We start from the raw sequence: 12,437 nt of genomic DNA on the forward strand, positions 1-12,437 counted from the left end.
ATGTCGCTGAGCTATCTCGAAACCTCGCTCGACCGGATCAACGCCGCCGCTCGCGACGATGTCATCGAGATCTGCATCAACCCTGATGGCACCTGTTGGGGCGAATTCCAGGGCGATCATTTCATGCGCGCGCTGGACCAGAGGCTGACCGGCGTTCAGGTCAGGGACCTCGGCAACCAGATCGCCTCATCCGCAAATACCACGATGAGCAAGGACCGCCCCATCGTCTCGGTTTCGATCACCTACAAGGGGCGCCCGATCCGCGCACAGGTCATCACCCCGCCCGCCGTGCTCTCGGCCATGTCGATCAGCCTGCGGTTCTTCTCAAGCCTGCCACTCGAGGGCATTGCGCTCGATTTCCTCTACGGAAAAGAGCGCAAGCTCGAAGACCTGCGCGTCGAAAAAAAGCGCGCCTTGCGCGCCGTGGTGGCCGCGGGTTTGATCGATGATGCGCTGGCCTTCTGCGTCGAGAACAAACTCAACATGATCGTCTCGGGTGGCACCTCCACCGGCAAGACCGTCGCCGCGCGCAAGATCCTCTCTCACGTACCGGCCGAGGAACGCATCGTGACCATCGAAGAAGCGGCCGAGCTTCTTCCGACCCAGCCAAATGCCGTGACCCTCATCGCCAATCGCGACGCGGAATTCCAGACCGCCGATGTGCTTCTCACCGCCACGCTGCGCATGCGCCCCGACCGGATCATCCTGGGCGAGGTGCGCGGCAAGGAGGCCATGACCTTCCTCGAGGCGATCAACACCGGCCATGGCGGCTCCATGACCACGCTCCATGCCGAAACCCCGCAATTGGCCGTGCAGCGCCTCGCGATCGCAGCACTAAAGACCGAGATCCCGATGACCTATGCCGACATGATCCAGTACATCGAGAATTCCATCGACGTGATCATCCAGGCCGGTCGGCATGACGGCAAACGCGGCATCACGGAATTCTACCTCCCCGGCGCAACCGAGATTGGAACTTCCCCATGAAGACGTTTGAATACAATATCCTGTCCTTTCCCATGACCCGTAAGACCAGCCTCTCCGACATGCAGGCCAGCCTGAACGAGAAGGGCGCAGACGGGTGGGAGGTGGTGTCGATCAGCACTTCGGAATTCGCCAATATCGGGCACACCGTTTTCCTGAAGCGCGAAACCACACCCGCTGGAGCCACGGCATGAGGCATGCGGGCTGTACCCTCGTACTGACCGCGCTGGTTTTGGGCCTGACGCCGGCACCCGGCTTCGCTGAGCGCAATCTCGTGCCGACCCTCGATCGCAGTTTCGACGTCTGTCCGGACCGGCCCGCTGAACCCGTGTGGATGCAGGAGATCCCCCGGCGCCAAGCCTATCAGCGGGTTCTGGTTCAGGACATCTATCGCGCCCAGAATCTCGAGCGGGTCGTCGAGATCGGCAACTGCGACTGCGCGACCCGGTTCCCGTCCTGGGACGCGGCCGAGGCCGTGTTTCATGAGCGCCACGCGAGCGACGAACGATGGGAGATGCTCGAAGCCTCGGATAGCTACAACCGCCGCGCCAACGCCGCCCGAACTGCCGCCAAGGCCATCTGCGACGCCGCAGGCAATTGGTAAGGCAGCGCCGCGATGAGTGTCATCACCTACTTCGTTGAAACCTCCCAAGCATATCTCGACACCGCTGCTGAGACCCAGTTTGGTGCGGTTGCGGCAACGGTCGGCACGCTCCTGGTTTTGGGAACAACGCTGGTGGTGATCCTCGTTGGCATCAACATGATCTATCAATATCGGGCCATGGATGGGCACACAGCCTTCTGGCTCGCGGTCAAGATCGGGCTCATCGGGATATTCGCGACCAATTGGATGCAGTTCAACGCCTTCTCGTCTGCCATTCTCTATGGGATCGACAGTATCGCGGGCGCGCTCGTGGCCTCCGTCGGCGGCGGCAGCCCGGGGCCTTCTGGAACTTTCGCTGAAGAATTCGACCGGCTGATCGCCGAGCTCGGCGATTACCTGAATGCCGCCGGGTCCGAGCTGAACTGGATGGCTGGCGCCATGCTCGACATCGTCGGTGTGCTTCTGCTCTCGATCCTCGGCGGACTGGCCGCTTTCATCCTCGTGGCCTCCCGACTGATGATCGCGCTTCTGATCGGGATTGCCCCGGTGATGATTTTCCTGACCCTCTTCGAGGTGACCAAGGATTATTTCGCGCGCTGGTTATCCGCACTCATCTCCTTCGCGATCTACCCTATCGTGATCGCAGGGGTCTTCGCGACCATCACCGGGGTGGCCTCGGCTCTCATCGGGGAGTTGGGTGATCCGGAAGGGGCTTCCAACATCGGCGCGCTCATACCCTTCTTTATGATGGTGCTCATGGCCAAAGGGTTCATAATCGCAACACCCTTCATCGTCCGCGCGATCTCCGGCAACATCATGATGCCTGCCCTCTCCGGAGGCCTTGGTGGCGGATACAGCTTCGCTCGCGCAGCGATAGGCAGCCAGCAAGCCTACAACCGCTATCTGATCGGCGGTGCGAGCGGCGCAGAATACGCAGCCCTCAGGGCGCGGCAGTTCTTTGGCGTGCAGCAGATGCCTGCAAGGCAAGGCATGGGGCAGACGAGTTCCGCAGGCGGCACAGGGTCCGCAGACTCAGGGTCAAAAATGTTGGCGCAGCTGGCGAGATTGGGACGGCTTGGACGACGGTGACGTGTCTAATGGCCACAACGTGTGAGAAACTACTATTTTGCTGCACTTGCACCAATGTCCGGTTCATAACGCTTTGCGATCCTTGAATTCGAATTGCACACGATTTGCACATTCTCACTGGTTATAGGCCTGATTTCGTAGGACTGTCTGACCGTTCCTCCAGAAGAAATCCGAGAGCTCCCTACAAACAGAGGTTTGACAGGCGACTGTTGAAGGGGATAGGTCTGGCGTCGAACCTTCTCCACATTGAGACGCCACATCCGCCAGGCATCACGGTGGCTCCGACCGCCAAGACCCCTTGATGTGAGCCCGAACGAGATCGAAGGCGGGGCCCGCAGGCTCATGTCTTAGCCTTTTTCTTCTGGCTCGGTGCAACTTCCAGACTGCTCGTCTCGGTCGATACGAAGGCGGTCTTCTCGGCTCTGTCCGAGGCCTTCGCTCTTTTGAGCCTGAAGAGGACGTAGCTCGTGTAGCTCACCATCAGAAAAGTGAGCAGCCAACTCGCGGCTTCGTCTCCGAATGCAGCCGAAACCAGGCTCGCCAGCAGGGGTCCGGCGACGGCGCCCATTGTCCAGACGAACAGCAAGGTGACTGTGGTCGACGCAACGTAAACTGGAACTGTGCGATCCATGGCATGAGCAACAAGCAAAGAGTATGCAGTAAGAAGTGCGCCTCCGAGGACAAAGAGCAAGCCAAGAAGCACCAATTGCAGGTTAGTCCCCAAGACGGCCCTGTAACCCGAGCCGTCTCCGGAACCGGCGATTGAAAGGTACAACAACACGGCAGATGCCACGCAGCCGTTCGCTACGATTATCCTGCGTCGATCGTAGAAGTCTGACGCCCATCCCAACGGATACATGAAAACGATGCGACCCAGATAAAGAGCCCCTATGGCCAGCGCGATCTCCTCGGCGTCGATACCTTGGGTGGCCGCTCGATAGGGACCAACATTGAGAAGAGTGGTTGCGACCATGCCGACCGTGAACGAACCGAGCCAGGCGGTCGGGGAATCCCGGAACACCGCCTTGAGACGAACCGAGGCATCAGCGTGCGCCGATGGCGGATCAGTCCGGGCGGCTGTCAGAATGACGATCGCAAGGCAGTACAGTAACGAAACCACCACAAACGCGACATTGATATCGTCGGGAAGGACAGGGATCATGATCTGGCTGCCGACGGAAAGGGCGCCGAGCAGCATTGCATAGATGGCCAGCAAGCGCCCTCGGCTGTTTCCATCCGCCGATTGGCTGACCCAGGCGTCTCCGATGGCGAATAGCGCAGCCGTCGCAAGGCCAGTGGTGAATCGCACGCCAAGCAGAACCGGAACGAATTCGGTCAAGGCGAAGATCAATGCCGACGCTATGCAGATCGCCGCGCCGGCAGCGAACGATCGGATGTGGCCGATCCGTGTGATCCACTTGGACGTACGAAAACAGCCGACCAGGAAGCCGAGCGAGTAGAATGCCGGCGCGAGCGCCGCAGCTTCCTGAGAGGCGCCGGACTCTGCGAAGTCGAGGGCCACAAGCGTTCCGGACGCTGCCGTGACCAACTGGATCGAGGCCATCGCGGCGAAAAGCGCGCGAAGTGTGAGCAGTTGCTTATTGATTACTCTCATCGAGATCAGGCGCCGCTGCTTCGTCCGTAGATTCGGACCGTTGCGCTGCCACCCGTCGGAATGCGCTTGTAGATGATCTTCACGGTCCGAATGCCGCGCACCAGGCCGGGCAGGAGCATCTTGCGGGTCCGGCTTCCGGCCGCAATGATCGACCGGACACGAAGCTCGGATGTTTCCCCGTTGGTGAACGTCACCTCTATGCTTTCGATGAAGATCGGCTTGTCTACGGCTTCGACAACAAGGCCCGTAAAGAGCCCTTTTGCCAACGTGACCGGAACAATGCTGAAATTCTTGATAAGGTTGACCCTGCTCTCTCCAAGCAGGATCCAACCCTCCCCCAACGACGAATCTGCGCGAGCCGCCAATGGAAAAGCCAAGACAAGTGCAATAAATCCGCGGCGATGGATTTTCGCCGGAGAACCGAGACTGTTGATGGGTGTCTGAGTCATTCCTCTATCCCTTCGAGCTGGCTCATCTCTTGAGGTTCTGCATCACCGTCTTGCATTCAGCAAGTATCGAACTGTGCCACGCGCCGGTTGGAATGGTCCTGATCCCTGCGATCAGAAACGCTGGCCCAATGTGACGTAAAGGAAATCCTCTTGGTCGTCGTTTCGCGCGCAGTCGGTCGCATAATCGAGGCCGAATTTCCGGGACATCCGAACGCGCAATCCGACGCCGGCGGCAAAGCCGCCGCTGTCACGGTCTTGGGGTTCGGTGGAGAGTTCGATCCTGCACAGCGCAGGATCGACCCTCCACCTGATCCGTGGCTGTTGTCGCCCCGGTTAATCGAAGACAGTTCCGGAGAGCGAGAATTCGTCGACCGCCCCGTCGGACCGAATGAAGATCCGGTGGATGAATCGCACGTAGTTGAGTTCGCCAGACGGATCTTCGAGCAATTCGCCCTATGCAGCGTCACTCGCAGCACGGGATCACGCGCGGGTCGTAGGCCGGTTGCGAGTTCGGCACGCCGCCACCGAAGTCCTGCGGAACAGCGTAGAAGGCCTGTGTCCATGCATCGACGTCCAGTGGCTCGAACAAGCTTTCCTGCGGCTCGTTGCGGATCGGCTGGCCTGGGTTCACGCCGCGCAGCACCTCGCCGCTATCGACCACCACCACGCCGTTGACGATCACGAAGGGAATGCCGGAGGACGGCAGATTGCCCTGTGCGTAGGTGGCGTTGTCGCTCACCGTCTCCGGGTCGAAAATCGTGATGTCGGCGATCATGTCCTCCTGCATCCGCCCGCGCTCCTGCATCGCCTTCAGCCCCGTAAGACCGAGCGGGCGCGCCGAGTTCCAGCTGAGCTGGGCGACGCTCTGCATCAGGGGGATGCCGTTCTCGCGCCCCATGCGCAACGTCCGCGCGCAGCTGCCGGCCCCGCGTGGGTGGCTGTTGGGCAGATCCTCGAAGGGCGTATCCCATGTGATGCTGTCGTCGAGGATCGGCATTCCGTCTGACGCGATCGCCACGTCAGGCAGCCGCAGCCAGTCGAGGATGGCGCTCTCAGGCATCTTGTAGGCCAGCACCAGCCGCGCGGGCTCACGCGCCATCATCTCCGTGCGGCTCTCCTGCGTGTACCACTCCCCGGTCAGCGCATCCTGGATGGTCTCCTCGTACTTGTAGCCGAGTTGATCTACCCAGATCTCCGGTTCGAGGAAGACGGCGTTCAGCGCCGTCGAGCCCGCCGCGTAGGGGTAGAGCTCGCCCCACATGTTGTGGCCTTGCGCGCGCATCCGCACCAGCAGCTCGTGCACGAGGTTGTAACCGGGGTTGTTGAAGTGACAGGCGATGGCGGGCGCGCCGAGCGCGGCGGCGTTGGCCAGCATCTCCTGGATACCGTTCGCTTCGCTCGTGTCCGTGCCGGGCGTGTAGCGGAAGTGGAAGGCGCAGGGCCTTCCATAAGCCGCGGCGATGCGCTGGATCTCGAAGACCTCGCGTGCCGATGCGCCGTCGCGCATGTAGCCGAGCGTCGAGCCGATGCCGACCGCGCCCGCGGCGAGACCTGTATCGAGCACGCGCAGGATCTCGTTGCCCTTCTCGAGGTCCGGGCGGGTATGGGACCAGCCAGACTTGTCCGAGCCGCGATGGTTCATGGCCTCGGGCGCATCGATCGTCGTGATGCCGTCGAGCACCAAGGTACGCGCGAACTCGTGGCAGCTGGCGCAGCCGTAGTTGATCTGGTTGGTCCCGGCGCGCTCTGCGTACCAGTCATCCACCATCGTCCCGAGCGTCCCGATCTCGAGGTCCATAACCGTCGTTCGCCCGTCGAGCAGTGCGAGCTTGTTGCCCATGGGCCGGGGCCAGTGAAAATGCGTGTCGATGAAGCCGGGCGCAACGACATGGCCGCCGGCGTCAATCTGGCGGCCACCCTCGAGCGGTTCGACTGTGATAGCGGCGATCCGACCTGCGCGCACGCCGACATTTGCGACCTGGTCAAACCCGGTCTCGGGGTCCATCACCCGCCCGCCAAGGATCACGAGGTCGAATGGCTCCCTCGTCTGCGCCAAGGCTCTACCGGCGGACCCAATGGCGGCCGCACCCGCGGCAACACCAAGGTTGAACTCCCTGCGGGTGATCTCGTTCTCGCTCATGTTGTTCTCTCCTCCCCATTTCGGTTGTGCGATGCTGACGGCGACGCCACGCGCCGCAGTCAGGTTCTTTAGGTTTAGTTGCTGCATTGGACGCCTCATGGTGTCGATGCAGCGGGTTCGGTGGAGGCTTCGATCTGCACTGTGCAGGATCGACCCTCCACCTGATCCGTGGCTGGGATCGCCCCGGTTATTCGAAGACCGATCCGGAGAGGTCGAATTCATCGACGGCCCCTTCGCCCCGAATGAAGATCCGGTGGTTGAAGCGCACGTAGTTGAGTTCGCCGGAAGGATCTTCGAGCAATTCGCCAATAGCGCCCTCGTTCGGGCCTTCGGTGATTATAAAATAGCCATCAGCCGTGTTGGCCACATTGGCCGGCGCGGGATCCGATCCGCTTGTCAATGCGGAGAACTGCACAAACACATATTTGTCGCCCTCTTTGCGGATCTCGATGTTTTGGGAATTACCCTTGAAGACGCCGACGAAGGGTTCGAGCACAGCCGGATCAACACCCGCTGCGACAGGAGAGTCGGCCTCGATTCCCGTGAAGGCTTTGACCATTGCATTCGCAACTTTTTTGTAGGCCTCGGATCCGCGATCGCTGTGGACCAAAACCACCACGGCAAATTCGCGATCCGGGATCAGCTGCAGAAAGGAACGCGTGCCGGGCCAATTCCCGCCGTGGCTGGGGCTGGTGACCCCGTCGTAATCGTGGATGAACCATGTCAACCCGGTAAAGTCGCCGGCCGCAGCCTCCACTGCCGGAGCGTGGGCATAGTCCAGCGCTTCTTTGGACAGCAGCTGGTCCCCGGCGGCGTCCTTGCCGTCCAGCTGAAAGCGGGCGTATTTCAGCATGTCGTTAATCGTCGACCGGAGCGCGCCGGAGGCTGCGGACTCTCTGATCAACGGAATGTAGTACGGCTTGAGATCGCTGATGTTACCTTCGCCATAGATCGGCGGGTGACCCCATGCGTAGTTTTCCGCCGGCGGGGTGGGGTCGTAGTTAAAGGATGACGACTCCATGCCGAGTGGAGCCAACAGGTTCTCATCGATCAGGGTCTCGATCGGCTCTCCGCCGGCATGCGACACCACATGGGTGGCGAAGGTGATACTAGTGTTGTTGTACATCCAGGTTTGGTCGAACGGATAGATCTGCTCGACGTAAGACGCCTGGAGCATGACCTTCTCGCTGATCGATCCACCCGGAGGAACACGAAGGAACCCATGGTCGCCATACCAGCCAGCGCGATGGTGGAACAGGTCAACGACCCGGGCTTTCGCCGTTGCGTCCGGATCCGCGACCCTGAACCAAGGCAGGAGGTCGACGACACGCGCGTTCAAATCCAGCTCGCCCCGTTCGGACAGCTGCAGGGCCACCGTCGACAGGAAGGTTTTGGTCACCGAGCCAATTTGAAATTGCGTATCAGGGGTAACGGCCTCGTCGGTGCCTACCTTGGTGATGCCGAGGCCGGCGCTGTAGGTGTTGGGCCCATGGATGACCCCGACACCAAGCCCCGGGATGTTCATTTCCTTGATCAGCTCAGCAGTTTCGGCGAGGACCGCATCAAAGGTCGCCTGGCCCTCTTCCTGTGTCATGGCCTGCTGTGCGAGTGCCGGTGTGACGCACAGTAGCGACGAAACAAGCAGAGCAGGTAGTGGTTTCATTAGGTTCTTCACCGGGTTTTTCCTTTGCATTGGATGTTTCACTGGATTTCTTCTGACGGGATAACGAAGGCTCTTCCCAGAGAATTCTGTCTTCGCCGGGCAGGATCGCGCTGGCAGAGTCTGCACGGCGAAGTTTCCCCGTTTACTGCTTCGCCATTTGCCCGACGTGGAAGTAGTCGAACAGAGACCGGGCGACCTCGGCAATTGCCCGATCCCTGTCCGCCTCGGATGTCTCGCTGCTCTTGGTGAATACGGCGATTGCAAACCGACGACCGTCGGGGAGCGTGATATAGCCGACGTCGTTGGCCACGCCCCCGATGGTTCCGGTCTTGTTCGCCACGGGCGTTCCACGGGGCAGCAGGCCCTTGAGCCGGCCAGCGCCGGTGCGCGTGCGCGACATGACGTCAATCAGGAAGTCGCGGCTATCTGCGCTTGTCGCCGCGCCGCTGTCGATGGCAAGCAGGAGTTGCAGCATCGCAAGCGGCGTTGCTTGGTCGCGCGGATCCGCCTCGAAGTCCAGATTGCGGTCACCCATGATCGTCATGAGCTCCGGTCGGGTCACAAAGGCCTCAGTGGCGACTTTCATCGTGGCCGGTCCCGGCAGGCCATAGAAATCCCCGATGATCTCGCCAGTCGTCCGATCGACCCTGATGCCGGTGATCCCGAGCTTGCGCAGATATTCGGTCACTGCCGCGGGTCCGCCGGCCAGTCCCATCGAGATGTCGGTCGCCGTGTTGTCGCTCTCCGTGATCATGATCTCGATCAGGTTCGCCACCGAAAGCTGGAGCCCGGGGTGCACGAATGTGTCGCTCAGCGCCGCATCCCCGATCATCATCATGTCGGGTGTGACGTCGACCATCTGCTCGAGGCTGAGTTCCCCCCTGTCCACGCGATCCAGTACGGCAGCCGCGATCGCAACCTTGTAGGTGCTGGCCATGACAAAGGCCTCATCGCCATTGAAAGCGATGACGTCGTCGCCGCCGATTTCCTGTGCCGCGAAGCCGATGCGCCCGGCAAGTTTCGCCGCGACCCGCTCGATCGCGGCTCCAACGGACTGTCCGTCCGCTGTCTGGGCGTATGCCGGGCCGAAGGTCGCCGCCGAGACTGTCATCAGCCCGGCAATAAGTATTGCTACCAAAAGGGGTTTTTTGGGTTTTCCGGTGTTTTTCCTCGACATTTTCAGGCTCCAATGCTTTCCGAGATCGCCAGGGCCGCGTGGCCATCGCCCGAGTCTCATGGTTTACGGCTTGTTGATTAACATGACCGAGCCGCAACCTATTTGCAGCTCATGCCACCTTTGTCATAAACTTGTGCCACAAGGTTAACCTCAGGACGTTGAGGGAGCAGCAAGAATGAGCAAGAAATCTAGCCCGAGATTCACGCGCGGGATGTTGATTTTGCCCCCGTTCGCAAAGGCCTTCACCTTGCGGGGCGGCGATATTGAAGCGCTCCTGGTCCGAAACGGCATTCCCGTCGGCACGCTGACCGACCCTGCGATGCTGGTTGACGCGTCTGCCTGTTATTCCGCGATAGAGGATATGGCGGACACTCTCGGCGATCCGTATTTTGGCGCAAAGGTGGCAATCGAAACAGCGAGGAAAGGAACGCCCGCGTTCCGGGACTCAGCGACCCATGCTCTCAATTTGGGAGACTTTCTGTCCCGACTGGTGGTGGAAGTCTCAAAGCAGGTAGATAACGTGCGGTACTCCGTTTCCATCACACCCGGCATTGTAAACTTCGACATTCACCGCACAGTGAAGGTTACCAAGCCGTCAAAACAGTTGGATGCAGTCGGCGTCGCACTTTATGTGACTTTGATAAAGAAAGGGATCGGAGAAGCCTTCGACCCAAAAGATATTCTTATCACTGTACCGACTACCCAGGGGCTTCTGCCGGGTTTTCTTCCGAAACAGGCGCTCGTGACATCCCAGATCGACGGAATGCGGATTTCATTTCCGCCGCACTGGCTTTGGGCACCATTCTCGCTGGACTGGGACTTGGTGACGACGTCACGAGGGGAGTTTACCACAGATGGCGCCAGCGAAGCGACCCTTTCCTATCTTCGCGGCATTCTGAGGGACAACATCGCCTATCAGGATCTGACACTAAACGATTTTGCCTCGATCTGCCGCCAGCATCCACGACGGATCCAGCGCATATTGTGGGCACAGGGCACCTCTTACAGTCAGATGAAGGACGACGTGCGCCAGAGCATTACCAAAGACCTCTTGTCGAACACGACACTGCCGATCACGGAAATCACCTTGCAAGTTGGCCTCTCAGGCCCCGCCGCCCTGGATCGGGCATTCAGGCGGTGGACCGGTATGACGCCGACACAATTCAGGGCAGAATCGAAGCCCGAACAGGTTTAATCTGCCCCCGCAAAAATCCCTCACGGTGATGTATGTTAAGTGCACCTGAAGGAGCAGACGAATGCGGAAGAGCCGTTTCTGGCGTTATGACTACAACACGGTCAGACCGCAATCATCGCTGGGCAACCAGACACCGCTGTAAGTGTGCCGGACGCTTGAGCAATCTGAAGTCTTTGCGCCCGGCGCTTGCGCAAGACGGGCAACCCGTATACCCAGACCCAACTTGCAGACCTTCATTATCACTGAGGGACCAGTGGGCGGGAGGTCGCGTCGCGTGTTTACGCTCAACCTATAAACTGGGGAGAAATCTTCCGTTGTTTTTTGGCGTAGATGAGGTGAAGTTCAAGGCCTTTCTTCTATTGATCGTCACAAGTTTTGCGATTGTCGGCTGCGGTCAGGCGGAACGTGGTATGATCGGCCTGGCAGCCGAGCCTCAGGATGGTGATGCGGTCAAAGGTCTCAGAAAACACGAGATCTTCATCCTGACGTCACGTGCTCCGGAAAGTGATCCAACCATTTTGTTTTCGGGAAAACGATCGTCCGAAATTGGGTTGGCGAAACTGACGGTCAGTGTGCCCCCGAACCACACACCCGGCAAGATAGAGATACCCCGCGCCGGCATCCCACGTCCAGCGGAACATTTCACCGCAACTGATCCAGCAATCTTTGCGTCCGAAAGCGATTTCGTCTCCGCCTTGCAGGCGGAATTGAACCGGCGCTCTGTCCATAACCGAAACGTTTTGGTCTTTGTGCATGGCTACAACACAACCTTGTCAGAAGCAGTTCTTCGGATGGGTCAATTCGTCGAGGATTCCGGCTTTGAGGGCGTTCCAGTTTTGTTCAGCTGGGCCTCCGGTGGCCATTTGTTGGACTACGTTTATGACATGAACAGCGTCCTGATCGCGCGGGACGACCTGTTGCTCGGTGCTAATCTCATTTCGAAAACCAACGCAAAGGCCGTTGATGTCCTATCGCATTCCATGGGCAATCTGCTCACGGTCGAAGCAATGCGACAGGCAAAGCTTAACGGCACCTTGAATCGGACAGGTCGGCTTCGTCATGTCATTTTGGCGGCACCCGACATTGACGCCGATCTGTTCCGGCAGCAGCTGGCACCGTTTGCCGACAATGAACGGCAGTTTTACATTCTTATCTCTCGCGACGACCGGGCTTTGAGTTTTTCCCGGCTTCTTGCGCGAGGCGTGCCGCGGGTCGGCAATGATGACGTTGAAGATCTGGCAGAACTTGGCGTGATAGTCTTAGATCTGTCTGAGGTCCACGCGGAGGGTTCAAGCCACTCAAGGTTCGCAAGCTCGCCCGAGATAGTGCAGTTGATTGGCAAGAGACTGAGCATCGATGGCGTGGGATCTAGGAACGATTCGGAGTCGCTGCTGTCATCGGTGCTGAGGCTGCCAATTACAGTCACCGCAGCGACGTTGGCTCAGTGACCAAAGCAAGTTCTGTGCCTGAATAATGAAACCTTGGGGCACTCTGCGTCGATTCTTAAGCACAAGGATTGCG

Annotated in this window: 11 protein-coding genes and 1 pseudogene; 7 read left to right on the forward strand and 5 right to left on the reverse strand. The window is 59.5% G+C overall.

All coding sequences use genetic code 11. The annotated features are described in order from the left end of the window. Genes AC2FMY_RS14120 through AC2FMY_RS14135 form a run of 4 tightly spaced genes read left to right on the forward strand, consistent with a single transcriptional unit; the run spans position 1 to position 2,677 of the window. Entirely contained in the window at positions 1 to 987 is a 987-nt protein-coding gene (locus AC2FMY_RS14120; RefSeq protein WP_138578398.1) for an ATPase, T2SS/T4P/T4SS family, read from the forward strand. Beyond that, positions 984 to 1,178 (forward strand): DUF4177 domain-containing protein, encoded by a 195-nt coding sequence (locus tag AC2FMY_RS14125; RefSeq protein WP_012187154.1) that lies wholly within the window; start codon positions 984 to 986, stop codon positions 1,176 to 1,178. The genes AC2FMY_RS14120 and AC2FMY_RS14125 overlap by 4 nt, the downstream gene beginning before the upstream one ends. Next, positions 1,175 to 1,588 carry a hypothetical protein gene (locus AC2FMY_RS14130; RefSeq protein ID WP_496807586.1) on the forward strand — a complete coding sequence of 138 codons (414 nt, stop codon included), beginning with the start codon at positions 1,175 to 1,177 and terminating at the stop codon, positions 1,586 to 1,588. The genes AC2FMY_RS14125 and AC2FMY_RS14130 overlap by 4 nt, the downstream gene beginning before the upstream one ends. Positions 1,589 to 1,600: 12 nt before the next feature. Continuing rightward, positions 1,601 to 2,677, forward strand: coding sequence for a TrbL/VirB6 family protein (locus tag AC2FMY_RS14135; protein WP_496807587.1), 1,077 nt, complete (start codon positions 1,601 to 1,603; stop codon positions 2,675 to 2,677). Between the two features lie 340 nt (positions 2,678 to 3,017). Here AC2FMY_RS14135 and AC2FMY_RS14140 read toward each other — a convergent pair whose 3' ends face one another. The 5 genes from AC2FMY_RS14140 to bla all read right to left on the reverse strand — a co-directional run bounded on the left by AC2FMY_RS14140 (position 3,018) and on the right by bla (position 9,721). Then, entirely contained in the window at positions 3,018 to 4,292 is a 1,275-nt protein-coding gene (locus tag AC2FMY_RS14140; protein ID WP_496807588.1) for an MFS transporter, read from the reverse strand. 5 nt (positions 4,293 to 4,297) lie between these two features. Beyond that, positions 4,298 to 4,741: a DUF2541 family protein gene (locus AC2FMY_RS14145; RefSeq protein WP_496807589.1), complete on the reverse strand. Its 444-nt coding sequence runs from the start codon at positions 4,739 to 4,741 to the stop codon at positions 4,298 to 4,300. A 463-nt stretch (positions 4,742 to 5,204) separates the two neighbouring features. After that, positions 5,205 to 6,968 (reverse strand): amidohydrolase family protein, encoded by a 1,764-nt coding sequence (locus AC2FMY_RS14150; RefSeq protein ID WP_496807590.1) that lies wholly within the window; start codon positions 6,966 to 6,968, stop codon positions 5,205 to 5,207. A gap of 100 nt (positions 6,969 to 7,068) precedes the next feature. Beyond that, positions 7,069 to 8,475 carry a serine hydrolase domain-containing protein gene (locus AC2FMY_RS14155; protein WP_496807591.1) on the reverse strand — a complete coding sequence of 469 codons (1,407 nt, stop codon included), beginning with the start codon at positions 8,473 to 8,475 and terminating at the stop codon, positions 7,069 to 7,071. A 211-nt stretch (positions 8,476 to 8,686) separates the two neighbouring features. After that, positions 8,687 to 9,721 carry a class A beta-lactamase gene (bla, locus tag AC2FMY_RS14160; protein WP_274837731.1) on the reverse strand — a complete coding sequence of 345 codons (1,035 nt, stop codon included), beginning with the start codon at positions 9,719 to 9,721 and terminating at the stop codon, positions 8,687 to 8,689. A 175-nt stretch (positions 9,722 to 9,896) separates the two neighbouring features. Between bla and AC2FMY_RS14165 the strand changes: the two genes are divergently transcribed. The 3 genes and pseudogenes from AC2FMY_RS14165 to AC2FMY_RS14175 all read left to right on the forward strand — a co-directional run bounded on the left by AC2FMY_RS14165 (position 9,897) and on the right by AC2FMY_RS14175 (position 12,364). Continuing rightward, complete coding sequence (locus AC2FMY_RS14165) at positions 9,897 to 10,916, forward strand: AraC family transcriptional regulator (RefSeq protein ID WP_274837732.1); 1,020 nt, start codon at positions 9,897 to 9,899, stop codon at positions 10,914 to 10,916. Positions 10,917 to 10,980: 64 nt separating this feature from the next. Then, a pseudogene (locus tag AC2FMY_RS14170) lies at positions 10,981 to 11,155 on the forward strand (IS3 family transposase); the annotation flags it as partial. Positions 11,156 to 11,326: 171 nt separating this feature from the next. After that, positions 11,327 to 12,364 carry an alpha/beta hydrolase gene (locus AC2FMY_RS14175; protein ID WP_496807622.1) on the forward strand — a complete coding sequence of 346 codons (1,038 nt, stop codon included), beginning with the start codon at positions 11,327 to 11,329 and terminating at the stop codon, positions 12,362 to 12,364. Positions 12,365 to 12,437: the final 73 nt, after the last annotated feature.

This window comes from Ruegeria sp. YKSE079, assembly GCF_059612845.1.

Excerpts from the sequence above, each read along its gene's own strand:
- AC2FMY_RS14120 (WP_138578398.1), top strand. The coding sequence starts at position 1 with ATGTCGCTGAGCTATCTCGAAACCTCGCTCGACCGGATCAACGCCGCC.
- AC2FMY_RS14125 (WP_012187154.1), top strand. The coding sequence starts at position 984 with ATGAAGACGTTTGAATACAATATCCTGTCCTTTCCCATGACCCGTAAG.
- AC2FMY_RS14130 (WP_496807586.1), top strand. The coding sequence starts at position 1,175 with ATGAGGCATGCGGGCTGTACCCTCGTACTGACCGCGCTGGTTTTGGGC.
- AC2FMY_RS14135 (WP_496807587.1), top strand. The coding sequence starts at position 1,601 with ATGAGTGTCATCACCTACTTCGTTGAAACCTCCCAAGCATATCTCGAC.
- AC2FMY_RS14140 (WP_496807588.1), bottom strand. The coding sequence starts at position 4,292 with ATGAGAGTAATCAATAAGCAACTGCTCACACTTCGCGCGCTTTTCGCC.
- AC2FMY_RS14145 (WP_496807589.1), bottom strand. The coding sequence starts at position 4,741 with ATGACTCAGACACCCATCAACAGTCTCGGTTCTCCGGCGAAAATCCAT.
- AC2FMY_RS14150 (WP_496807590.1), bottom strand. The coding sequence starts at position 6,968 with ATGCAGCAACTAAACCTAAAGAACCTGACTGCGGCGCGTGGCGTCGCC.
- AC2FMY_RS14155 (WP_496807591.1), bottom strand. The coding sequence starts at position 8,475 with ATGACACAGGAAGAGGGCCAGGCGACCTTTGATGCGGTCCTCGCCGAA.
- bla (WP_274837731.1), bottom strand. The coding sequence starts at position 9,721 with ATGTCGAGGAAAAACACCGGAAAACCCAAAAAACCCCTTTTGGTAGCA.
- AC2FMY_RS14165 (WP_274837732.1), top strand. The coding sequence starts at position 9,897 with ATGAGCAAGAAATCTAGCCCGAGATTCACGCGCGGGATGTTGATTTTG.
- AC2FMY_RS14175 (WP_496807622.1), top strand. The coding sequence starts at position 11,327 with ATGATCGGCCTGGCAGCCGAGCCTCAGGATGGTGATGCGGTCAAAGGT.